23 protein-coding genes are annotated in these 22726 nt (G+C 73.9%); 7 read left to right on the top strand and 16 right to left on the bottom strand.

The window, feature by feature from the left end:
* Positions 1-105: 105 nt before the first annotated feature.
* Together ACZ1IK_RS07900 and ACZ1IK_RS07895 are read left to right on the top strand one after the other, a co-directional pair.
* A complete protein-coding gene (locus ACZ1IK_RS07900; protein WP_002856694.1) occupies positions 106-279 on the top strand; it encodes a hypothetical protein in 174 nt (57 codons plus the stop codon).
* A 21-nt stretch (positions 280-300) separates the two neighbouring features.
* Entirely contained in the window at positions 301-1560 is a 1260-nt protein-coding gene (locus ACZ1IK_RS07895) for a sensor histidine kinase (RefSeq protein ID WP_078025375.1), read from the top strand.
* A gap of 249 nt (positions 1561-1809) precedes the next feature.
* Here ACZ1IK_RS07895 and ACZ1IK_RS07890 read toward each other — a convergent pair whose 3' ends face one another.
* The 3 genes from ACZ1IK_RS07890 to ACZ1IK_RS07880 form a co-directional block, all read right to left on the bottom strand.
* The gene (locus tag ACZ1IK_RS07890) at positions 1810-2295 is read right to left on the bottom strand and encodes a hypothetical protein (protein WP_020624818.1); all 486 of its coding nucleotides are present in this window, start codon (positions 2293-2295) and stop codon (positions 1810-1812) included.
* Between the two features lie 90 nt (positions 2296-2385).
* Complete coding sequence (locus tag ACZ1IK_RS07885; protein WP_465098454.1) at positions 2386-3441, bottom strand: hypothetical protein; 1056 nt, start codon at positions 3439-3441, stop codon at positions 2386-2388.
* 56 nt (positions 3442-3497) lie between these two features.
* Positions 3498-4343: a hydroxymethylpyrimidine/phosphomethylpyrimidine kinase gene (locus ACZ1IK_RS07880; protein WP_020624820.1), complete on the bottom strand. Its 846-nt coding sequence runs from the start codon at positions 4341-4343 to the stop codon at positions 3498-3500.
* Between the two features lie 131 nt (positions 4344-4474).
* Between ACZ1IK_RS07880 and ACZ1IK_RS07875 the strand changes: the two genes are divergently transcribed.
* The 3 genes from ACZ1IK_RS07875 (at position 4475) to ACZ1IK_RS07865 (ending at position 5994) form a co-directional block, all read left to right on the top strand.
* Positions 4475-4939, top strand: a complete 465-nt coding sequence (locus tag ACZ1IK_RS07875; RefSeq protein WP_465098453.1) for a DUF4126 domain-containing protein — start codon at positions 4475-4477, stop codon at positions 4937-4939.
* Entirely contained in the window at positions 4936-5259 is a 324-nt protein-coding gene (locus ACZ1IK_RS07870) for a putative quinol monooxygenase (RefSeq protein ID WP_010079505.1), read from the top strand. Before ACZ1IK_RS07875 ends, ACZ1IK_RS07870 begins: the two co-directional genes overlap by 4 nt.
* Positions 5260-5358: 99 nt before the next feature.
* The gene (locus ACZ1IK_RS07865; RefSeq protein ID WP_020624823.1) at positions 5359-5994 is read left to right on the top strand and encodes a GNAT family N-acetyltransferase; all 636 of its coding nucleotides are present in this window, start codon (positions 5359-5361) and stop codon (positions 5992-5994) included.
* 10 nt (positions 5995-6004) lie between these two features.
* Here ACZ1IK_RS07865 and ACZ1IK_RS07860 read toward each other — a convergent pair whose 3' ends face one another.
* Entirely contained in the window at positions 6005-6610 is a 606-nt protein-coding gene (locus tag ACZ1IK_RS07860; protein ID WP_465098452.1) for a TetR/AcrR family transcriptional regulator, read from the bottom strand.
* A 126-nt stretch (positions 6611-6736) separates the two neighbouring features.
* On the opposite strand from ACZ1IK_RS07860, the gene ACZ1IK_RS07855 reads away from it, so the two are divergent.
* Positions 6737-7951, top strand: coding sequence for an acyl-CoA dehydrogenase family protein (locus tag ACZ1IK_RS07855; RefSeq protein ID WP_465098451.1), 1215 nt, complete (start codon positions 6737-6739; stop codon positions 7949-7951).
* 102 nt (positions 7952-8053) lie between these two features.
* Here the strand turns inward: ACZ1IK_RS07855 and ACZ1IK_RS07850 are convergent, their stop codons facing one another.
* The 11 genes from ACZ1IK_RS07850 to ACZ1IK_RS07800 all read right to left on the bottom strand — a co-directional run bounded on the left by ACZ1IK_RS07850 (position 8054) and on the right by ACZ1IK_RS07800 (position 20565).
* Positions 8054-8995, bottom strand: a complete 942-nt coding sequence (locus ACZ1IK_RS07850; RefSeq protein ID WP_465098450.1) for an endonuclease domain-containing protein — start codon at positions 8993-8995, stop codon at positions 8054-8056.
* A 259-nt stretch (positions 8996-9254) separates the two neighbouring features.
* Entirely contained in the window at positions 9255-10580 is a 1326-nt protein-coding gene (gene tgt, locus ACZ1IK_RS07845; protein WP_078025372.1) for a tRNA guanosine(34) transglycosylase Tgt, read from the bottom strand.
* A gap of 179 nt (positions 10581-10759) precedes the next feature.
* Entirely contained in the window at positions 10760-11287 is a 528-nt protein-coding gene (locus ACZ1IK_RS07840) for a DUF3800 domain-containing protein (RefSeq protein ID WP_012750724.1), read from the bottom strand.
* Positions 11288-11384: 97 nt separating this feature from the next.
* Positions 11385-11921, bottom strand: a complete 537-nt coding sequence (locus tag ACZ1IK_RS07835; protein ID WP_036316098.1) for a hypothetical protein — start codon at positions 11919-11921, stop codon at positions 11385-11387.
* The gene (locus tag ACZ1IK_RS07830) at positions 11921-15190 is read right to left on the bottom strand and encodes a type ISP restriction/modification enzyme (protein WP_465098449.1); all 3270 of its coding nucleotides are present in this window, start codon (positions 15188-15190) and stop codon (positions 11921-11923) included. The genes ACZ1IK_RS07835 and ACZ1IK_RS07830 overlap by 1 nt, the downstream gene beginning before the upstream one ends.
* 200 nt (positions 15191-15390) lie before the next feature.
* Entirely contained in the window at positions 15391-16350 is a 960-nt protein-coding gene (locus tag ACZ1IK_RS07825) for an ornithine cyclodeaminase family protein (protein ID WP_465098448.1), read from the bottom strand.
* Positions 16351-16380: 30 nt separating this feature from the next.
* The gene (locus ACZ1IK_RS07820) at positions 16381-17175 is read right to left on the bottom strand and encodes a glutamine amidotransferase (RefSeq protein WP_465098447.1); all 795 of its coding nucleotides are present in this window, start codon (positions 17173-17175) and stop codon (positions 16381-16383) included.
* A gap of 74 nt (positions 17176-17249) precedes the next feature.
* Positions 17250-17822, bottom strand: a complete 573-nt coding sequence (locus ACZ1IK_RS07815) for a GNAT family N-acetyltransferase (protein ID WP_060774482.1) — start codon at positions 17820-17822, stop codon at positions 17250-17252.
* A 117-nt stretch (positions 17823-17939) separates the two neighbouring features.
* On the bottom strand, positions 17940-18839 hold the full coding sequence (locus tag ACZ1IK_RS07810) for a DUF6707 family protein (protein WP_225941407.1): 900 nt from the start codon (positions 18837-18839) through the stop codon (positions 17940-17942).
* A gap of 2 nt (positions 18840-18841) precedes the next feature.
* Positions 18842-19381: an NUDIX hydrolase family protein gene (locus ACZ1IK_RS07805; protein ID WP_036316089.1), complete on the bottom strand. Its 540-nt coding sequence runs from the start codon at positions 19379-19381 to the stop codon at positions 18842-18844.
* A gap of 56 nt (positions 19382-19437) precedes the next feature.
* Entirely contained in the window at positions 19438-20565 is a 1128-nt protein-coding gene (locus tag ACZ1IK_RS07800) for an oxidoreductase (protein WP_044659058.1), read from the bottom strand.
* A 123-nt stretch (positions 20566-20688) separates the two neighbouring features.
* Between ACZ1IK_RS07800 and ACZ1IK_RS07795 the strand changes: the two genes are divergently transcribed.
* A complete protein-coding gene (locus ACZ1IK_RS07795) occupies positions 20689-21012 on the top strand; it encodes a hypothetical protein (protein WP_044659057.1) in 324 nt (107 codons plus the stop codon).
* Positions 21013-21024: 12 nt separating this feature from the next.
* Here ACZ1IK_RS07795 and ACZ1IK_RS07790 read toward each other — a convergent pair.
* On the bottom strand, positions 21025-22726 hold a 1702-nt coding region (locus ACZ1IK_RS07790), incomplete at its 5' end, for a hypothetical protein (RefSeq protein ID WP_465098446.1).

The raw sequence follows: 22726 nt of genomic DNA, 5'->3' as shown, positions 1-22726 counted from the left end.
TCGGGGCGAGGCCGGGGTGCCCGCCGGCCGTCATCTGCGCCATGCCGCGGCGCGGCCTGTGCGCGGCGTGCACCATTTGTGACGGGCGTCATACATACTGGGGCCATGAAGACTCGCGCTCTCCTCGCTTCCGCTCTCCTTCTCGCCTCCACCCTCGTCGGCGCTCCGGCCGCCGCCGCCTCGGCGGCCTCGGCCGAGGACGACGTCGTCACGACCCTGGGCCTCGGCAAAGGCACTGCGGAGTGGACGTGCCGCCACTTCGGCATCTGGTGCGACTGACCCCGGGGCGGTCCGCCCCCGATGCCTGATTCGAGCCCATCGACCCCCTCCGTCCGGAGCGGCGCGCCCTCCCGGGCGCGCCGCTCTTCGGCGTGGCGTCAGGCGCGCAGCCTGCGGTGGCGCGCGTTCTGGGCCGCGGCGCCGCTGAGCCGCGTCTATCTCGCCTTCGGGTCGGCCTTCCTGCTCGCCTCGACCGCGTCCGACATCGGTCTTTTTGGCCCGGGCCACGGCGCCATCCCGGTCCTGGACGGGATCGCCATCGCGTCGGCGACCAGCGCCTTCCTCGCCCAGTGGTGGCGCAGCACGGTGGGCTTCGCCCTGCTCCTGCCCGGGGCCGTCGCGACCGTCGTCGGCGGTTCCGAGGTGCTCTTCGCCGTCGTCGCGCCCGTGGTCCTCGGGGCCGTCGCGGCGACCGCCCGTTCCTGGGGGTTCGTCGTCACGGCCGCCGTCCTGGCACTGACCTGGGGCGTCGCCCAGCCGTTCGCGGTGGGTCAGTCGAACGCGACGTGGTTCATCCTGCTGCTCATGTCCATGGGCCTCGGCGGCGGGCTCTTCATCCGCGAGAGCTTGGCCCGGCGGGAGCGGGATCGCCGCCGGGTGTTCGAGGCGGAGGAGCGGGCCCGGCTGGCCGCCGAGGCCGAGCGTCGCTCCCTGGCCCGCGACCTGCACGACGTGGTCGCGCACAACCTCACGATCATCTCGATGCAGGCTCGGACGGCACGCTACCTCGGCGCCCCGGAGGCGGCTCAGGGCGTGCTGGACGTGGTGGGGGACTCCGCGAAGGACGCGCTGCGGGACCTGCGGCGCATGCTCTCCATCCTCCAGGAGGACGGGATCGTGGACCCGAGCGGTGAGCCGGGCGCCGCGGGGGGCGCGGACGGGGCGACGTCCGCGGATCCGGTGCTGTCCGTGGCCCAACTGGCCGAGGAGCTGCGCAGTCTCGGAATGACGGTGGAGACGGACGTCCGCTGCGACCAGAACGCGATGCCGATCTCCGTGCGCTCCACCCTGCACCGGGTGCTCCAGGAGGCCACCACGAACGTCGCCAAGCACGCCGGCGAGGGCGCGCGCGTGTGCATCGAACTCCGCGACGCGGGGCCGGACGTGGTGCTCGAGGTGGAGAACACCGTCACCGAGCGGTCCGGCCCGCCGCAGTGGAACTCCTCCGGTGTGGGCCTGAACTCCATGCGGGATCGCGTGGCCACCTTCGGCGGCACGATCGAGGCCGGGCCGGGGGGCTGGGGGTGGCGGGTGCGCGCGGTGCTCCCCAGGTCCGTCTGACGAGGCCGACGCCGTCGCAGCGGCGGACCAGACCCATGTGACCTGCATCACATCAGGGCCCGAAAGTCTGCACCTTCCGCCACTGTCGGGGGCGCCGTCGTCCCTCCTAGAGTGGGTCATGCCCCATTGAGACGGTGCACAGTGCGAATCACGAGCCGGGATACATGCCTGAGGGGATGCGGGCCCCGGACGCGGTTCCGAGAAGGACGATGGCCATCCGGCCATCGTCCTTTTCGTTGTCGGGCGTGCTCAGGCCGGCTCGGCGGGCGACGGCTCCGGGGTGACCGTGCGGACGAGGGGACGGGCCGCCGTCCGGCCCAGGGCCATGAGCACGGCGGCCGGGAAGCCGATCACCGGGATGAGCATCGGCAGGATGCCCGCAGCGCCCTGCGTGAGCACCACCAGGCCGTAGAGCATGCCGATCAGCGCGTATGCCAGCACGTGGACCCACTGGTTGAGCACGTGCCGGAACGCCCAGTTCACGAGCAGGCACAGCGGCAGCCCCACCACCAGCCCGGCGACCCCGACCACCGTCAGCAGCGGTGTCAGGCTGCCGAAGGCCTGCAGGCCCGGGACCACGGCCAGGATCGCCACCACGGCGGCCATCACGAGGTTGGGCAGCAGCCAGGCCACGAGGAACCCGTTCAGTCCCATGCGCAGCTGCGGGCGGGGGCCGGAACGGGCCGCGCGGCGACGGGCACGGGCGGCGGACGCGACCGGGGCGGGGGTGGTCATGGCGGGAACTCTCCGGGAGGGGGATCGACGACGTCGGGCGGGTCCCCACTGTAGTGGGCCGGGCTGGACGGGCCCCGGGAGAGTTCCCGGTCAGGCGCGCCGGTCGCCGTCCACGTGGAAGGCCAGGTCCTCGACGCCGGGGAAGGACTCGATCTCCTGGAACGCGTCCCAGGCGTCGCTGTCCGCCTCGGCGTCCGCGGGCAGGGTCACCGTCAGGGCGCCGATCTCCCCGTCGATCACCTGCAGGCGCAGCTCGAGCTCGTGTCCTCCGGCGGATCCGGAGGCGAAGCGGCCGCGGACGGGCCAGACGCAGTCGTTCGGCACCGCGCGCCGGACGTCGTCGTCGGTCTGGACGACGAGCGGCACCCAGTCCGGGACCTCGCCGGCTTCACGGATGGCCTCGGCCACCGATGCGACGGTGCGCGCGTGCGGCAGCTGGGAGCGCAGCGCCTCAGCCCCGGGCAGGTCCCGGCCCTCGGCCAGCGCCGGGTCGAGCAGGGTCTCGAGCAGCACGCGCACCTCGACCGGCAGCTCGGCGGTGGCCTCCGGCTCGACCTCGTCGACCGGGTCCTCGTCCAGGCCGGCGGGTCCGGTGACGGCGAGTTCGACGGCGTCGCGGCGGGTCCGGCGGGCGTCCTCGTTGGCCAGCAGCATCGCCAGGGAGGCCGCTGCGGCCAGCGCGACGCGCGGGGCGGGGACGCCGACCCGCTGGAGCCCGCGCACCAGGGCAGCGTCGATCCGGTCGTTCAGGCCGGTGGCACGCAGCGTGACCGCCGCGACCGCGCCGCCGACGGCCAGCCCGCCGAGCCCGCGCAGGGCACGCGCGGCGGGGGAGGGGGCCACCTCGCCGTCGGCGATCGCGGCGGTGTGGAGGGCGTTGGCGGTCTCGGCCGCGAGGACCGTGCCGCTGACGGCGGCCTCGAGCTCTGCGAGGGCCCGACGCTCGCGCCCTCGGCGGGCGTGCGGATCCAGCAGGGTGAGCCCGCCGACCGCGGCCGCCGCCGCCAGCCCGTAGAGCCGGCCGCCCGGGGCGAGGGCGCGCTGGCGCAGCGCGGGGAAGACGGCCTCGACGCCGTCGACGGGAACGGACGACGCCGAGTGGTGGACCTCGCCGGGGGCGGAAGGGGCGGGGGAGGGGAGCTTCATGCCCCCAGTGTGGCGCACCGCCCGGCTCAGGACGAGTCAGCGGCCCACGTGCGCGCTCAAGCGGAGCGCAGGCCGCCCTGCCACAGGGCGGCGAACGGCGTGCGGCCCTCCACCGCCTGCGCGATGCCGGCTCGCACGAACTCCTTGGCGCGGCGCGCGGCCTCGAGCGTGGTGGCACCCTTGGCCAACTCGGCGGTGACGGCGGCGGCGAGCGAGCAGCCCGCACCAGAGACGCCGGACTGGCCGATCTTCGGGGCGGAGAGCACCTCCACGGTGTCCCCGTCCACGAACACGTCCACGGCGTCCGGGCCGGGCAGGTGCATCCCGCCCTTGGCCAGGACGGCCGCGCCGGAGATCTCGTGGATGCGCCGAGCGGCCGCCGTCAGGTCCTCGACCGAGCGCACGGTCATGCCGGAGAGCTGCTCCGTCTCGAAGTGGTTCGGGGTGGTGAAGGTGGCCAGCGGCAGCAGCTCGGCCTTGAGCGCCTGGTCCGTGTCCAGGGCGTGGCCCGGCTCCTGGCCCTTGCAGATGAGCACGGGGTCCAGGACCACGTGGTCCCACTCGGCGCGGCGCAGGGCCGCGGCCGAGGTGCGGATGACCTCCGGGGAGCCCTGCATGCCCAGCTTCACGGTGCGCAGCCGCTCCGGGTAGTCGCCCTGGATGGCGTCGAGCTGCTGCTGGAGGATCTCGGTGGGCACGGGGAAGAAGCGGTGGTTCCAGTCGTCCTCCGGGTCGAAGGAGACGATGCAGGTCAGCGCCACGATGCCGAAGACGCCGAGTTCCTGGAACGTCTTGAGGTCGGCCTGGGCGCCGGCGCCGCCGGTGGCCTCGGACCCGGCGATGGTCAGGGCGAGCGCGGGGGCGGAGGCGGAGTGCTGGGGGGAGTGAGCGGTCTGGGGCATGCGCCCATGGTAGGACCGACCCCGGACGGGAAGCGCCCGACGGCCGGCGGTGTTCACCGGGGAACGAGGGTCCTCGGACCCGGAGCGTCCGCCCGGGCGCCCCGAGCGACCCGCGAAGGACGGGGACGGACGTGCTCGAGTTCCTCACCGGCACGGGCCTGGCCACCTCGGCCGGGCTCAACGCCTACATCCCCCTGCTCGCCCTGGGTCTGCTGGACCGGTTCACGGGGCTCGTCGACCTGCCCGCGGGGTGGACGTGGCTCTCCGCCGACGCCTCCCTCTGGATCCTCGGCGCCCTGCTCGCGCTCGAGCTCGTCGCGGACAAGATCCCCGGGGTGGACGCGGTCAACGACGTCGTCCAGACGGTCTTGGGAGCCGACACGGTCACGGTGGGGGCCGCCGCGCCCGTGCTCTCGGCGGCCGAGGACGTCTCGGCGGCCGGCCTCGTCGCGGCCGCGCTGTTCCTGCCGGTGCTGGTCGCCGTGCTGGTGGTCGCCGTCGTCGTGGGCCTGTGGCTGCTGGCCCGGCGGTTCCGCGCGCGGCGGACGCGAGGCCGTGCCGCGGCCGTGCCGGGTGGACCAGAATGGACGGCATGATCCTCATCAACCTGAAGTTCACCGTCCAGCCCGAGCGTGCCGACGAGTGGATGGACGCCGTCGCGAAGTACACCGCGGACGTGCGCTCCGAGCCCGGCAACCTGTTCTTCGAGTGGTACCGCCCGGTGGAAGGCGGCCCGAACGAGTACTTCCTGCTCGAGGGGTTCACGGACGAGGGTGCGCAGGCCCACGTCGCGTCCCCGCACTTCCAGGAGGGCCTGGACGCGATGCGCCCGCTGCTGGCGAGCACGCCCCAGATCATCTCCGAGCAGGTCGGTGCGGAGGGCTTCGGCCCGATGGGCGAGCTGCAGATCGACTGAGCCCGCCCCCGGCCGGAGGAGGCGACGGCGCCCGCGTCACGAGCGTGACGCAGGGCGCCGTCCCTGTATCCGGGGTCACACCCTGGCTACGGTGAGCGCATGAGCGCCGAGCAGAACAGCATCCAGACCCCCGGCTACCGCGCCGCCCACGTCCCCGCCGGCCAGGATCTCGGTCACCGCTGGTCCACCCGCGAGGCCGATCACGACGATCCGGCCGACCGCCGCGCCGTCCGCCAGATCGCCGAGCTCGCCTTCGCGTCCACGGCCGAGGCCGACCTCGTCGAGGCGCTCGCCGGCGGCGCGGAGGGCTGGCTGCCCCAGTACTCCCTCGTGGCCATGACCGCCGCGATCCCCGGCACGGACCTGCAGTCGGACCCGATGGGCTACGGCACCCTGGTCCGGGCCCACATCGACGACGCCGAGGTGCTCGCCCTCGCCCCGCACGGCGTCCTGCCCGAGCATCAGGGCGAGGGCGCCGGCACCGCGCTCGTCAACGCCCTGCTGCAGAAGGCGCAGGCCGACGGCGAGGAGGTCGTGGTGGTCTACGGCTGGCCCGAGTACTACGCGAAGTTCGGCTTCCACCGGGCCTCCGAGCACGGCGTGCACGCGGCCTTCGCCCGGCAGCCCGAGGCGCTGCAGGTCCTCACGCTCCAGGACGGGGCCGAGGTGCCGGCCGGCGAGTTCCGCTACCCGCCCGCGTTCGGGGCGGAGAACGCGCAGGTCGCCGGCCGCTGAGGGCGGGGCGTCAGCCCAGGAGTCGGCGCACGGCGGCGAGCGTTCGTTCGGCCTCGGCCGGCTCGGCCGTGAGCCGCGCGATGACCTCCGCGAGGTCCGCGCGCAGGCCGGCCTCGGCGTCGTCGGCCGGGGCGTGGAGCCACGCCCGCAGGGCGCGGTTGTGGACGGCCACCACGGCCGCCGCCAGCCCGACGGCGACCCCGCCGCGCGCAGGCGTGTCCGGCAGGGCCGAGGCGAGCCAGCCGGAGAACAGCTCCGTGTAGCGGTGCGAGGTGAGCAGCTCGCGTGTGCGCAGCGCCTGGGAGCCGCGCAGCAGGCGGGAGCGCGCCCGGGCCCGGCCCGGATCGGCGGTGTGATGCCGGAAGACCTGGAGGACCGCCTCCTCCAGGGCCTCCCGCACGCCGAGGGAGGTGCCGCGCAGGAAGTCGTCCAGGCGGGCGAGCAGCGCCGCGTGGTCGGCGAAGACCACCTCCTCCTTCCCGCCGAGGTGGCGGAAGAAGCTGGCCCGGCTCATGCCGGCCTGGCGGGCGAGCTGGTCGGCCGTGACGGCGTCGTAGCCCTCGCGGTCCAGCAGGTGGATCAGGGCGGTGAGGGTGTCCTCGGCGGGCGTCGTCATGCGGGCCATGGTGCCACGGGCGCGGAGAGGAGGTGAGACTGCGTCTGATTCTGTGAGATGGCGTGTCAGTCGGTGTAGGGTGATGACGGACACACCCATCTCTCCGACCCCGCCCGGGAGGCCACCATGACCGAGACCCTGCCCACCGTCGAGCCCGAGTACGACGTCGCCACGCCGCTGGACACCGACTTCTACCTCGCGCTCGCGGACGTCTCCGACGCCGAGAAGGACGTGTGGCGTCGGGCCCGCGCCTTCGCGCTCGAGCCGGACGTGCTGCCCCGGATCCGGGAGGCGTGGGACCGTCACGAGTACCCGCTCGACCTCGTGGCCCGCCTGGGCCAGGCCGACCTGCTGCGCGACGGCGTCCCCGTGGACGGGCTGCCCGACGTCTCCCGCGTGGCCGCGGGCCTGGCCATGATGGAGCTCTCGCGCCTGGACGGCTCAATCGCCACGATGACGGGCGTGCAGGGCGGTCTGGCCATGCGCTCGATCCAGCTGTGCGGCAGCGAGGAGCAGCGTGCCGAGCACCTGCCGGCCATGGCGCGCGGCGAGCTCTACGGCGCCTTCGCGCTCACGGAGCCGACCCACGGCTCCGACTCGGTCTCGCTGGAGACCCGCGCCGAGCGCGTCGACGGCGGCTGGCGGCTGCACGGGCACAAGAAGTGGATCGGCAACGGGGCCGCCGGCGGGGTGACCGTGGTGTGGGCGCGCAGCGCCGAGGACGAGAAGGTCCGCGGGTTCATCGTGCGCCAGGAGTCCGAGGGCTACACGGCCGAGGTCATCAAGGGCAAGGTCGCGCTGCGGGCCATCGACCAGGCCCACATCACCCTCGACGGCGTGTTCGTGCCCGACGCCGACGTCCTGCCCGAGGCCCGCTCCTTCAAGGACACCTCCCGCGTCCTCTTCGCCACGCGCGTGGGCGTCGCGTGGTCCGCCCTCGGGAAGGCCGTGGGCTGCTACGAGGCGGCGGTGCAGTACGCGGGGCAGCGCGTCCAGTTCGGCCGGCCGCTGGCCGCCGCACAGAGCGTGCAGACCCGCCTGGCCGAGATGCTCTCCCAGCTCACCCAGGTGCAGCTGCTCGTGCTGCGTGCGACCCGGCTCGAGGACGAGGGGCGGCTCACCGGGCCGATGGCGTCCATGGCCAAGTACTCGGCGACGCGCACCGCGCGGTCCATCGCCGCGAACGCGCGCGACCTGCTCGGTGGCAACGGCATCCTCATCCAGAACGAGGTGGCCCGCCACTTCGCGGACATCGAGGCGATCCACACCTACGAGGGCACCGAGACCGTGCAGGGGCTGATCATCGGCCGCGAGATCACGGGGGTCGGCGCGTTCGTGTGAGATGACGCGAGCGGGGGGCGGCGGCGTGAGCCAGAGATTTCTGCTGGTACGCACGCCCCCCCTGCCGCCGATTCGTCTGGCTCGGCGGCCGATTCATCTGGCTCACGCACGCAGAGGGAGCCGCAGGTGGGCGGCGAGGTCGCGCAGCAGGGCGTCGAGGCCCCGCTGGGTGAAGACGCTGGCGGTCACGCGCAGCACGATCCACCCCTCGGCCTGCATCCGGCGGTCGCGCTCGATGTCACGGCGCCACTGCTGCGGGTCCGTCCGGTGATGATCGCCCTCGTACTGCACGCAGACACGGGCCTCCCGCCACACCAGGTCTGGCCGGACGGTGGACCCGTCGCTCAGCATCAGCAGCGGGTTCACCTCCGGCTCCGGCACACCCGCGTCGGCCAGCGCCAGTCGCAGGAGTGTCTCGGCCCTCGAATCCGCGCCGTTCCTGAGCAGCGGCAGGGCCGCTCGCAGGGTCCGCGTCCCTCGCCGCCCACGGACCCGCAGCACCTCCGCCTCCAGATCACGCACGGTGCACCGTGGATGCTCGCCGGGGCGACGCCGGCCCGCCGGGCCGTCAGCCCGTTGCAGCAGGCTGTCCCCGGCGGCGACGACGTCGTCCAACGGCAGACCCAGCTGCGCCAGCGCCGCCCAGGTGGCGGCCGGCGTCGTGAGTCGCACCCCGGCACGCACCAGCACGGGGTCCTGCGGGTGCAGCTCATGCCCGACGACGCCGCTGCGGCGCGGCGCCCCGCCCTCGGCCCGCGTGCGCGCCAGATGGATGGGGCCGCGCTCCCACTGCCGCGGCAGCCACATCTCCCAGAGGCGAGCGGCGGTGGCGTGGGTGGCCGCGGTGCCGGGGTTCGTCCGCTGGAGGGCGCGGACGACGTCGGCCAGCGAGGGCTGACCCCCGGCGGTGTGCCGCAGCCCGTGGTGCGGGGCGTCGAACCGGGGGCCGCGCAGCTGCGAGGCCGTCAGGCCGGCCTGCAGCCCCGCGGCGACCGGGAAGACGGGGCTGAGGGCGGCGTCGTCGTGCGGAGGAGGGGCGACCATGCTGCCACCCTCTCCTTCCATGGGCGGACCCGGTGCCGCGACAGCGAGGGCCGTGGAGGGCGAGCCGGGTCGGCGGCCCTGTGCAGGAGCCGCTGAATCGTCTGGCTCACGTCTTCCACGCGTCCGAGCGGCGCTGAGCCAGACGAATCTGTCGTGATAGCCCCCTCAGAACAGCAGAAACGTCTGGCTCGCGCCGTCGCAGCGTGCTGGCGCGTGCCCGTCACAGCGTGCTGGCGTGTGCCGGCGCACCCAGCACCCCTCAGCCCTTCGGGGCGTAGTACCGGCCGAGGGTCTCTGCCTTGAGCTCCGCGAGCGTGCCGTCCTGCATGGCCGCGCGGATCCGGTCCACGAGCGAGACCGTGAACCGCTCGTTGTGGATGGAGAGGAGCGTGTGCGCCACCATCTCCTTCGCCTTGAACAGGTGCCGCAGGTACGCGCGGGAGTAGTGGGCGCACGTGTAGCAGTCGCACTCGGGGTCCAGCGGGCCGAAGTCGCGGCGGTACTTCGCCCCGGGCAGGTTGTAGCGCCCGTCGCGGGTGTAGAACGCGCCGGTGCGGGCCACACGGGTGGGGGAGACGCAGTCGAAGGTGTCGGCGCCGTTCTCGACGGCGGTGAACAGGTCATCGGGTTCGGAGATGCCCAGCAGGTGGCGCGGCTTGTCCTCGGGCAGCTCCTGCGCGCACCAGCCCACGATGGTCCCGAGGTTCTCCTTCTCCAGGGCCCCGCCGACGCCATAGCCGTCGAAGCCGGAGGTCACGCCGTCGAGCTCCCCCGCGGCCGGGAACTCGGCCCGCATCCCCGCGAGGTCGCGGCAGGCCTTGCGGCGCAGGTCCTCGTACTGGGCCCCCTGGATCACGCCGAACAGCGCCTGGTACGGCCGCGCCGCGCGGACCCCGGTGAGGCGGGCGTGCTCGTCGAGGCAGCGCTGGGCCCAGCGGCGGGTGCGCTCGAGCGCCTCCTCCTGGTAGCCGCGGGAGTTGTGCAGGGTGGTCAGCTCGTCGAAGGCGAACATGATGTCCGCGCCGAGGTTGTGCTGGATGCCCACGGACACCTCGGGGGTGAACCGGTGCCGGTCCCCGGTCAGGTGGGACTTGAACCAGACGCCGTCGTCGTCGACGTTGGCCAGGCGCTCCTTGCCGGGGGCGACGGCGTCGTCGGCGCCCTGCCCCTCGGGCGCGCCCGGGCCCTTCATGTCGATGACCTTCTTGAATCCCGAGCCGAGGCTCATCACCTGGAAGCCGCCCGAGTCCGTGAAGGTCGGCCCGGGCCAGTTCATGAACGCGCCGAGGCCGCCGGCCTCGTCCAGGAGGTCGTCACCGGGCTGCAGGTACAGGTGGTACGCGTTGGCCAGCAGCGCCTGCGCGCCGAGGTCCTTCATCGACTCCGGCAGCACCGCCTTGACCGTGGCCTGCGTGGCCACCGGGATGAACGCCGGGGTCTGGATCCGCCCGTGCGGCGTGGTGATGACGCCCGTGCGGCCCAGCGGGGCGCCGTCGTGCCCGGGGGTCTCCAGGCGGTGGGTCACCTCGAAGCCGAAGTGGTCCGGGTGCGCGGGAACGGCGGGGGGCTGCGGGGTGTCGGGCATGGGATCCAGGGTAGTGGGGGCGTCCAAGCGGGGAGGCGGGGTGGAGCGGCGTGGTCCCGAACGGGATGTCCCTGTCGGGAGTCCTCAGAGGCGAGTACACTGGACATCACGGGACGCGCTTCGGCGTCTTCCGTCCAACCGGACCCCCGCCTTCGAGCGGGGGTTTCGTGTGTCTGCGTTCAAGGGGTCCAGACGTAAGAGTGCTGACGGATCTTGTTCAGCGATCGGCCGATGGCGTTCATTCGGCGAACGGCATCGCGGTGGCGCTCAGTGACATGGCGGCGGCGCTGCTCGAAGTACGTCAGGACGTCCACGGCCTGCAGCAGGCGGCTCTGGTTCGAAGGGCCGAAGTACATCGTGTCCAACAGGTGGTCGAGTGCTCCGTCGGAGAGGCCCTGGACCGAGGCGGCTCGCATGCGTCGGTAGGTCAGACGGCTGTCATCGCGGAGGTGGTGGTCATCGGCGATCACCAGGAGGCCGTCCGCACGCAGGGACGTCCTCCGGTGCACGCGGTTCAAGAGCTGAGCGGACACCACGATGTGCGGTTTGGCGTCTTCCCATCCAGGCCGCTGACGCAGCCTGTCGACGTCGACACCCTGGAAGCCGAACCACGGGGTGTGCGCGGCGATGAGTTCGACGGCGCGTTGGCTGGCCCATGCGCGGACGCCGACGGGGGCGGCAGTCCAGTCGTCCTTGCCGTTAAACACCGCAGGCCATGGAACTCGAGCTGCTCCGGCACCGCCTGCGGGTGGTCGGCTCGGAGCTGTGCATGGAGCTGGTCCAGGTCCCTTGCCTGCCTGTCCCTCAATCAGTCGCTTCAGACTCTTTCCCACTTGTCGCTGAGAGCCGACCCTGGTGGTCGCGGGACCAGCGGTCGCCAGCGGCGTCGGTGAAGGTGAAGGCGGTCACCCGGAACCGTTCGGCGTTGGTCAGCGGCCGGGGGACCACGTCCAGTTCATCCGCCTGGACGCCGTAGCCCCACTCGTTCTTGCTCAGTTCGAAGTAGGTGCGTCCTGGAGGCAGCATGGCGGCGGTGAGATCGGGAACGGGATACTTCGACGCCACCGTGGCCCGTGCCCCGTAGACCGGGACCTGGGAGGAGTTCTCCACGGCGAGGAACCAGCGCCGCGTGGGTGGGGCGCCGAACTCGTCATTGATCCGGGCGGCGACGCACATCCACGCGGCGACCTGGCGTGCCTGTTCCTGCTTTTCGCGCAGGTCCTGCCGCTCGTCGCGGCCCTTCTCGATCTGGCGCAACCGCCACGACTCCACGGCGGACCATGCCGCGGCCAGGAGCGCCAACACGGAGACCACGAGGGCGATGACGTTCGCAGCGTCCATCAGAACATCTCCTCCTGCGCAGTGGAGAAGTCCCGCTTGATCGTCTTGGGAACCTTCCGTTCGGCCGGGGTCGGTTCGGGGAGTTCGTTCGCCGGGATCAGGTCTCCGGCGAGGATCTCGTCCAAGAGGTCTGCCTGGTCACCGCCCAGTGACACGGTCTCGGTCAGCACTCGGAGCAGATCGAGCAGCTCGTCGTTCCACTCGTCTGCCCACTCAGTGGGGCGGATACGGTCCAGCGGGGTGGCCGCCTTGCCGGCGGCGCGGCCGATGCCGGTGGCCGTCCTGGCGCCGAGCCACTTGTCCAGGATGTTCATGCCGGACACGGTGAAGGCCCTGACCTCCGGGCTCACGCCGGTGACGACGCCGTCCCCCACCGTCAGACGCTGGGTGGCAGGGTCGTAGGACACGGCCCGCGGGGAGGCAGGCAAGGCCGTCACGGGGGCTTCCCAACCCAGGCCAGGAATGCGGGGTACGCGGCCGGCGGGGCGGTCTACACCAGTGAACCGCTCCCCGTAGGTCTGCAGCCACAGCAGACGTTCACCCAGCTCCACGGCACGGGCGAACAGGGCCGGGTCGACCGTCAGCGGCACGTGGACGGGGCTGCCCTCCAGGGCTTCGTCGAACCGCTGGACGTAGGCGTCATGGCCGGCGATGCCCATGACGTAGGCGGCCAGGTCTTCCGGCGTGACCTCTCGGCCGTAGCGCTCCCCCAGCAGCGGGAGCAGCCCGCCGGTGACGTTGGGCTGGGCGGCTTCAGCGTCCCGGTAGAGCGGAATGACGTCCTTGCCACCACGGTTGTTGTAGTAGTGCAGATCCGGCACCGCCGTCGCCACGGTCACGGCGGGGCCACCGCTGATGCGGGCTGTCCTAGGGGAGACAAAGAACAGCTGGCGGTCCGACAGCGCTTGCCAGAGTGCGGGGCTGTCCGTCTTCGCCAACCGGGGGTCGTCGAAGGTCCACTGGCGGTCGAAGGAGCGCCACGCCACCCGTGTGATCGGCCGGTGCTCAGCGTCGGCGGGCAGCGCCGCCAAGGGGGTCAGGCCGCTCACGGCGGTGTGGATGGTGCGCCCAGAGTGGCCCGTCACATACTTCTCCGCACGGGCGTCCGCGGACGGGTCAGCCAACAGCTCTCGCCACCGCCGTTGCAAGGTGTCCTGATCCGGGGCCACGGGCCAGGCGCGGTTGTACTTGATCCCGGGCTGCTGCCAGGGGAAGAGGTCCGCCAGGGCGGGCATCGCCGCCCAGTCCTCCCCGCCGCTGGCCGGTGCCAAGGGGTCGCCCGCCCCACCGGGCAGGCACTCCCATGTGCCGTCGTCGGGATCCAACCGGGCCACCTCGTCCAGGGCCGCGAACTTCTCCGCGCGCGTGCCCCGGAAGCGCCGGTAGTACACGGACGCTTCCCGGGCGGCCTTGCCGGTGCGCACCAGAGTCACGATCGCCACCGGGGTCTGGATGTCGAAGACGTTCTCCTCCTGGCGTGCCCCGCGGCCCTCGCCGCCAAGGTCCATCACCCAGATCTCACTGGCCGTCCGACGGGCCAGATCGCGCAGACCCACAAAGGCCGGGCCGGTCAGCCACGAGGACGCCGTGATGAAGGAGATGATCGCCTGGTCCCCGGGGTCCTGCTGGAACGCCTTCCAGATGGCCCACCGCCAGAAATACACGTACAGGTTGTACAGCGAGGCCTGGGCGGAGAAGATCACTCCCTGCTCCTGGGCGGGGCCGATCACGTCGTCGAACAGCGCGTCCTCGCCGTCCCCGTGCTCCACCCAGCCGCCGGTGCCGGAGGTCACCCGGTCATAGGGCGGGTTGCCGATGGCCACGGTGATGCGCCGGTCCCGCTTGATCCGGCGGGCCGCCTCGGCGGCCTCGGCGAGGACTCGCGCGTCGCCGAACAACCCCTCCGCCATGCCCGCCGACGGGTCCTCCAGGGTGTCCGTCAGGTACACGCCGATCTCCTCCGCCTGGAAGGCGTGACCCTGAGCCTCAGCGAGCCGCTGGCCGATGCGCAGGTGCGCCACCGAGTATGGGCCGGGCAGCAGCTCGAAGGCCAGCAGGTTCTTCGTGAGGTTCTTGGCCACCTGGGCCACCCCCGCCGGGCCGCGTTCCTCCCGGGCCGCTGCCTCCGCGCGGTCGATGACCGCCAGCGGGTAGGTGCCGGAGCCCGTCGCGGGGTCCAGCGTCACCACCGAGGGGGCGCCGAAGCCCAGGGTCTGACCGAAACGTTCCCGCAGCAGCGCGTCCACCACGCGCACCTGGCACTGCACCACACTGATCGGCGTGTAGTAGACACCCGCGCGGTTACGGGCGGCCGGGTCGTAGCGCTGGAGGAAGTCCTCGTAGAACCACAGCCACGGCTCACCACGGGAGTCCGTGGAGCGCTCGATGGCGGCCACGTCCATGCTGGACACCAGCCGCATGATGGCCCCGACCTCCGGGGCGATGTACTCCATGAGCGCCGGGATGCCGATGATCGGTCCGAGGGACGCCGCCAGAACATTGCGGTGGGCCGTCTCCAGGGCGTGCTTGGCCTCCTCAAGCGTCACCACGCCGTCGGCGTTCCGGTCCGCTTGGCCGGAGAGACCGGCGATGGCCATGGAGTAGGCCACGACCTGGGCGACGTCGCCGGCGAACTGGGCGTCCGTGGTTGTGTGGTGCACCGTGTGGTCCCAGGCCGCCTTCGCCTCCCGCACCGAGCGGTAGTTGTTGGACAGGCCTTCCTGGAGGCGCTCTCGAAGGAAGCGGGCCAGCGGGGCCAGGCGGTCCGCGAGCTGGCTCACTCGGGTGATCGGCCGGGGCTGGGCCAGGGTGAACTGTTCCAGGACGGTGCGCAGGCGGTCCGCGTCCCAGCCTGCGACGCCGTCGACGGGCAGGAACGCGGTGTCCACAAGGGAGCCGGAGACATAGAGGGCGATCTCGTCTCCGTTCGAGACGAGCAGCGCGTCCAGCTGGGAGAGCAGGTCCCACTGGCCCTTCTCCCGGCCGCGCCACTTCTCTCCGATGACCGTGTGGCCGGGTGCCTTGAGTTCCACCCATCCGCAGGGGCGACCGTCGATCAGGGCGGCGAAGTCCGGGCGCACGCCGTCGAGCTGGGCCTCTCGCAGCAGGCTGAGGTCCCCAAGCCCGGTGACGAAGGAGAACGCGCGCAGGAACTCGGAGACCGGGACCGTCAGCTGCGCCTCCGGCTCGGCGGAGACCCCGCTCGTGGAGGCGAGCCGCACGTCACGGGCGTACGTCTCAGCGAGCTGGGCGAGGGGTGCGTCGATCATGTGTCCTGCCTTGCAGTGAAGAGGGTGGCGCGAGTCACTCTATCCAGACGGGGTGTGCTCGACTGGGCCGACACCGCGGAGGCCGGCCTCACCCCGCTCGTGGCGAGAAATCTGGTCGGGCTCGCCGGCGCCCTCGTCCTCCTCGCCGTCAGTCGCCGGGACACGCCCTCGGTCCGGCAGCCGGACCCGGCCGCCCCGGCTCAGCCCAGCACCTCCCGCGCCACCGCGCTCGCCACCACCAGGTCCTGCCAGGGCATGCCGGTGGTGACGAACAGGGCGGGCGCGCCCTCCCGACGATGCGCGGTCCCGGCCACGAGCTCGGCCAGCGTCACCGTGTCCTCGATCCCGGCCAGCGCGCCGGAGGCCACCGCGAGGGTGACGTCCCCGGCCTCGCGGGCGGCCGAGTCCCGCGACTCCACCGCCACGGTCGCGCGGCGGGCCAGGGCGTCGTCGGTCTCGCGGGCGTCCGTGGTGTGCGAGCCCATCGCCACGACCGTCGCGTGCTCCGGCACGAGCGTCCCGTCGAACAGCGGGGCCGTCGCGGCCGTGCACGTCACCACGACGTCCGCCTCCGCCACGGCCTCCGGGCCCGCGGCGCTCGCGGTCACGCCCAGCTCCGCTTCGATGCGCGCGGCCAGGGCGGCGGCCCGGTTGGCGTCGCGGCCCACCACGGACACCCGTTCCAGCCCGAACACGTCCTGGAAGGTGAGCGCGTGCTCCCACGCCTGCACGCCCGTGCCGACCACGACCAGGTGCCGGGGCGAGGCGTCCGCGAGCAGCCGCACCCCGAGCGCGGACACCGCGGAGGTGCGCAGGCCCGTCAGCTCGACGCCGTCCAGCACGGCCCGCGGTGCCTGGCCGGGGGTGCCCGGGGCGCCGAACAGCACGTAGACGCCCTGGATGACGGGCAGACCGCGCTCGGGGTTGTCCGGCGTGAGGGTGAGCAGCTTGGCGCCGACCTCGGTTCCGCGCGTCGAGGGCATCTGCAGCAGCTGCCCGGCGGCGGTGGGCACGCGGGTGCGGGGGGCGTCGGCCTCCGGGTCCAGGCCGGCGGCGAGAGCCGCCTCCAGCGCGTCGACGGCGGCGCTCGGGCTCAGGGCGTTGCGCACGGCGGGGCCGTCGATCCAGGGCAGGGAAGCGGTGGCGAGGAGTGTGTCCATGCGGCCACGCTACGGGGTGGGCCGGGCGGCTCAGCCGAACAGCGTGCGGAAGTTCGCCAGGATCCGGCGCGGGTGTTCGGGGTCGACGGCGGCCAGCCCCGCCACCGTGGGCTCGTACTCGCCCGGCGCGAAGTACCCGTGGTCGCGGTAGATCTCGAGGCGCTCGAGGATCCCGACCTGGTCCAGCTCCGGGTGGAACTGGGTGGCGTACTGGCGGGTGCCGAGCCGGAACATCTGCACGGGACAGTCGGCGCCCGCGGCGAGCAGCACCGCGCCGGGCGGCAGCGCGCTCATCGCCTCCTTGTGGCCGACGTACGCCGCGAACGTGCGCGGCACCCCGGCCAGCAACGGATCCGCGGCGCCCTCGTCGGTGAGCGTGACCTCGACGGGCGCGGCCGATTCGCCGTACGCGTTGTCCACGACGCCGCCGGCGTGCCGGCCCAGCGTGCCGACGCCGTAGCAGCAGCCGAGGAACGGCAGGTCGCGACGCCGGACGACGTCGAGCATCCGGGCCAGCTCCGCCTCCACGGCGCGCTGCACGGGGGACTTGGTCTCCTCGGGATCGGTGCCCGTGAACGGGCTGCCGGGCAGGATCACGGCGGCGACGTCCGCGAGCTCCGCCTCCCAATCCAGACCATGCGTGGCCGCGTCGGGGCGCTGCACGACGCGGTCGAGGCGCAGCACCCGCAGCCGGCCCTCCGGATAGCCGCCCAGGCGCTCGACGGCCTCGACCTCGGCAGCCGCGGCGTCGTCTTCGGGGCGCGTCTGGACGAGGAGGAACGGCCGCGGATGCGGGCTCGGGATGGCGCCGGTCGGGGTGGTCATCTCGGCAGACTAGCGGGGCATCGGGCCGGGATGGCGTGGCGTCGTCGTGGGGCGTCGTCGGGGGCGGGCCGCGGTCAGCGGTCGGCCCAGGGGCGGGCGTCGGAGGCCCACGGCAGGGGACGGACGCGTTCCTCGGGCAGCGGGTCCGCGGCCAGCCGGCCGTAGCGGTGCACGTCGAGCCGCCGCCCGCCCGCGCGGAGGCGGCCGCGCTGCGTGCCTTCGTGTCGGAGCCCGGCGGCCCGGGCGACGGCCCCCGCCGTCGGGCTGTCCGCCCGGTGGGCCAGTTCGATCCGCTCGAGGCCGCCCTCGGCCAGCTCGGCGTCCGTCACGGTGGTCGCCGCACGCGACATGATCGCGTCCCCGCGCCAGCCCTGATGCAGCCAGGCGGTGAGCGCGCCGGTGCCGTGCGCCTCGTCGCGCACGACGGCGACCAGGCCGATGAGCGTGTCCGTCCCGCGCTCCACCACGGCGACGGCGTCCGTCCCCTCCGCCTGGACCAGTCCGTCGACGTAGGCGCGGGCGGAGGCCTCGTCGGTGACCTCTGCGGGATCGGCCATGCCGACGGTGCCCGCGTGGAAGGCCGCCAGGACGGCGGGCGCGTCCGTGGCGCGGAGGAGGCGGAGCTGGGCGGGTGCGGAGCCGGTCATGCCGGGAGCATAGCCCCGACAGGGGCTGGAAAGTGAGGTGCGCCACACGAACCGCACCCCGGAGGGCGTGTCACCGGGGACGGGGCCGGCTCCCGACGCCCGTCCCGCGGCTGGGCCTCACCGGCGCGTGGCGGCCTTCGCCTCGAGCTCGTCGGCGAGGGTGCGCAGCGTGCCGAGCTCCCGGGCGATCCGGGAATCCAGGTCGGCGTCCGTGAGCGTCTCCGAGCCGCCGCGGGCGCGCAGGTAGAGCAGCTGGTCGAACCGGGCGCGGCGCCACTGATACTCGGCCTCGGCGTCGCGGGCCTGCAGGGCGCGGGAGATCTCCCGGTCGTAGAGCGGCGGCTCGTTGAGCTGGCGTTGGCGCACCTCGAGCACCCGGGCCGCCCGGCCCGGCTCGGAGGGGACCTCGTCCGCCTCGAGCAGGCGCCGGCCGAGGTTGGCGGCGGCGATGTGCTCGCCCTCCTCGCGCAGGATCAGCGACGCCAGGGACAGCGCGGCCTGGATGGACTTCCACCGCCCCACGGCCCCGTCCCACGGCAGGTTCGTCAGCAGGCCCAGGGTGGCGAGCGTGCCCTCGGTGTCCTCGTGCAGCAGGTAGAGCCGCTCGGCCATGCCGAACACGTCCTCCAGCTGGGAGCCGGAGCGCAGGTTCAACCCGTGCGAGAGCCGGGCCGCGGTGGCGGTCAGCTCGGTGTCCTCGAGGTGGCGCTTGCCGACGGCGACGATCCGCTCCTCGGGGGAGCCCGCGTCCACGGGGGAGAAGGTGGTGTCCGGGACGGCCCTGCGCTCCTCCGGGCGGTCCGTGCGGACCCGGATCACGGAGCCGTGGGCGATCTTGACCTCGCGGCCGCCCTCGAGGGTGGCGATCACGAGCGCGGGGGTGCCGAAGTCGTCCCGCATCACCCGGGTCGAGGCCACCGGCGGGGCGGGCTCGCCGCGGCGGGTCAGGAAGCTGTCCCCGGGCTGCACGTCCTGGGACTTCAGATGGCGGAGGTAGCCGCCGACGACCGGTGCCATGCTCAGCGCCCCCATCCCACGTGGGCGAGGGCCTGGCGCACCAGGTCCCCGCGGCCGCCGATGAACTCGGCCTGGATGTCCTCGCCGAGGGCCTCCTCGGGGGTGAGCCAGGTCAGCTCGAGCGCGTTCTGGCGCGGCTGGCACTCACCCGTCACCGGCACCACGTAGACCAGGGCCACGGCGTGCTGGCGGTCGTCCGTCAGCCCGGTCTCGGACGGCGCCGGGAAGTACTCGGCGACGGTGCAGGGGACCACCGACGGCGGCAGCTGCGGGAAGGCGAGCGGGCCGAGGTCCTTCTCCAGGTGGCGCATCAGCGCGGCGCGGATGGTCTCCCGATACTGGACACGGCCGGAGACGAACGTCCGCTGGAACGTACCGGTCTCGTCCGCCACGTAGAGCAGGCCGATCTCGGTGACGTAGCCGAGGGAGTCCAGCCGCACCGGGATGGCCTCCACATACACCATGGGCAGCCGGCGCCGGGCCTCGTAGAGGTCCTCGTCGGACAGCCAGCCCGGATTCGGGTCGGGGGTGCGCACGCTCATGGTTCTGTTCTACCGGAGTTCCGCGCCGGGGGCACACCGGGTCCCGCGTGTTCCGCTCACCACTTGGCTCGGAAGTACTGCCGGGCCATCGGCACCTGCTCCGAGGGGACGTCGAGCGCGAGGGCGGCCGCGGTCGGCCAGTTCGGGTTCGCCAGGGCGGCGCGGCCCACGCAGACGGCGTCGGCGCGGTCCTCGTCCACCACGGCCGCGACCTCCTCGGCGCCGGTCAGCGAGCCGACGGCGGACACCACGATCCCCTCGGTGCCCTCCTTCACGGCGGTGGCCAGCGGCACCTGATAGCCCGGGCCCTGGGGGCCCTCGTAGGTGTCGCCGATGCCCGCGGAGGACAGGTCGAACCAGTGCACGTGCCCCTGCAGCTCCTGCGCCAGGCGGACGGTCTCCTCGATGCTCCAGCCGCCCTCGATCCAGTCCGAGCCGGAGATGCGGATGCCGAGGACCTTGTCCGCGGGCCACACCTCGCGCACGGCCGCCACGACCTCCTTGAGGAAGCGGGTGCGGCCCTCGAAGTCCCCGCCGTACTCGTCGGTCCGGGTGTTGGTCAGCGGCGAGAGGAACTGGTGGATGAGGTAGCCGTGGGCGGCGTGCAGCTGCACGGCGCCGAAGCCGGCACGGTCGGCGCGCTCGGCGGCGTCGGCGAAGGCCTGGACGGTCTCCCGGATCTCGTCCACCCGCATCGCGTGGGTGCGGATCTCCATGGAGTTGGTGGCCACGCCGGAGGGGGAGAGGGTCTCCCAGGAGTCGGGGCCCTCGAGGATCGGCTGCCCGGCGGGCGCGCCCGGGTGCATGGGGACGGTGGAGGCCTTGGCGCCGGCGTGGCCGAGCTGGATGGCGGGCAGGGCGCCCTCGGAGGCGATGTACTCGGCGATCGGCGCCCACGCGTCCCGCTGCTCGTCGTTCCACAGGCCGGTGTCCCACGGGGAGATGCGCCCCTCGGGTGTGACGGCGGTGGCCTCGGCCACCACGATCCCGAAGCCGCCGGCCGCGCGGGCGCCCAGGTGCTGGAACTGCCAGCCGTGCGGGACGCCGTCGCGCGCCTCGCACGAGTACTGGCACATCGGCGGCAGGATCAGGCGATTGCGCACGCGCACGCCGTTGATCTCGATCGGTTCGAAGATCGCGGGCACGGCGGGGGCGTCGGTCTGCGGGGTGGCGGTCTGAGTCATGCGCCCCACCCTACGAGCGGGTCCGGACACGGGAGGGCACGCGTCCGCGGCGGGCGGAAGGGGCCCGGCCCGTGCGACGAGGGAAGTCGTCACCGTTGCTGCGGCCACCCCTACCCTGGGCCCATGCCCTCCTACCGTGCCCGCCTGCAGATCGGCGACCTCCTGCCCGGCCACCGGCCCGACGAGGTCATGGACCTGGCCGAGGCGGCCGTCCAGGCCTCGCACGTGCTCGCGGCCAAGGACATCGAGGTCGTGGCGCGCGTCCCGCGGATCGTGCTGCGCTTCACGGTGCACGGCTCGCACCGGGCCGGCGAGGACGCCGAGGCCGCCGAGGTGGCGCGGCGGATGGCGGAGGCGGTGTCCGGCGTCGCCGTGACGGGCCGGCTGGACGTGCTCCGGCGCGACGGCGGTCGGTGGGTCCCGGTGCCCGCTGGGCCCGGGCGCTGAACGGGGCCGGGCTCAGGCGCCGGCCGGGTGCGGCCGGCGGGCGGCGTCGCGCTCGATCTGGCGGGCCCAGGAGCGGCGCACGGCCGCGGCCGTGACCAGCAGGAGCGCCCCGAAGGCGGCCGCGAGACCCACCCATGCGCTCTGCTGCGCCCCGAGCGGGCTGGGCAGCAGGCGGGGCAGGGCGAGGCAGAGCAGGGTCCAGGCCATGCCCAGGGCCACACCCAGGCGGCCGCGCCCACCGAGCACGAGGCGCAGGGCCGCCAGCAGCAGGGCCATCAGCACCAGCAGGGCGAGCAGCTCGGTCGGGAACCAGTCGACGTGCACGCCCCAGGCGTGGAGGGCGGCGCCCACCGCAGTGGGCGCGCCGGCGAGGAGGGTGCCCAGCAGCACGCCGAGCGCGCCGTCCTCGGCCACCCGTGCGAGGCGGCGGGCCGCCGGGCGGGCGCCGAGCCGCCGGACCACACGGAGCATGAGGACCAGGGCGAGCAGCCACGGGACGACGTCGAGGCCCCCGGGGGCCAGGACGGCCAGGGGGAACCACAGCGCCAGCGCCAGCAGGGTCCCCGCGACCGCGCCCCGGATGCGGCGGTGCCGCGGCGACGCGCCCTGGCCAGGCCCCCACTGCCGGAGCACGTACATCCCGGTCAGCAGCCACAGCACCGGCCAGATCGCCGGGTGCAGCGGGGACAGCCCGAACACGCTCGCGCCGGGGCCGTGTCGGCCGTCGGCGGTGAGCGGGTACGCGCCGGCATCGAGGGCGCCGAGCCCCGGGACGCGGCCGGCCAGACCGAGGCCCCACGCACCGGAGAGCACGAACAGCGCCCACGCGACGGTCAGCAGCGTCTGGCCGCGCCGGTCCGCGCGGGTCGGTGAGCCGGCCGGCTCCTCGGGCGGGGCGGGGGTGTAGCCGGGGATCAGGGGAAGGGCGCCCGTGACCGGCCCCGCCGAGGAGTGGGCGGTGGCCTCGGCCTGGACTGCCTGCGCCTTCGTGGAGAGCCGCTGCCGCCGCCGCCACTCGGGCAGGGCCACCCGGGCCCGGGCGAACAGCTCCTCATCGGTGAGCCGCTCCTCCGGGTCGGACAGCAGCGGCCGGTCGGCGGCGGCCGGGAAGACCTCGGGGCCCTCGAGCTCGCGCGCAGCCCGGGCGAGCGCGCGGGACTCCCGCTCCTCGTGCTCGCGACGGCGGCGGGCGGCGTCCTCCGCCGCACGGCGCTCGGCCTCCCGGGCGCGGTCCTCGAGGAGCCGGGCCTGGGCGAGGGCGCGTTCGGCGTGCAGCACGGTGTGGGCGCGGACGCGGGCGGCCTGGCGACGACGTCGCTCGGCCTCGAGGCGGGCGGCCTCCTCCGCCTCCCGACGGCGCCGCTCGGCCTCCTCGGCCCGACGGCGCCGCTCGGCCTCGACGCGTTCGGCCTCGAGGCGACGGCGTTCGGCCTCGGCCGCCTGCCGACGGCGCTCCGCCTCCGCCTCCGCCTCGAGCCGCAGCCGCTCCCGCTCGGCGAGCGCGGCCTCCTCGCGGGCCCGCCGCTCCGCCTGCACGCGGGCGCGCTCGGCGGCGACCTCCGCCTCCCGGCGGCGCCGTTCCTCCCGCTCCCGGCGGCGGGCCTCCGCCTCGGCGGCGGCACGTGCCTTCTCCTCGGCCGCCACCCGACGGCGCCGCTCGGCTTCACGCCGACGGCGCTGCTTCTCCTCCTCGCGGCGGCGGCGGGCCACCCGC

The organism is Micrococcus sp. CS26 (assembly GCF_055522295.1).
Note: the sequence above shows the minus strand (reverse complement) of the source record. Positions and strands in the feature narration are given on the sequence as shown.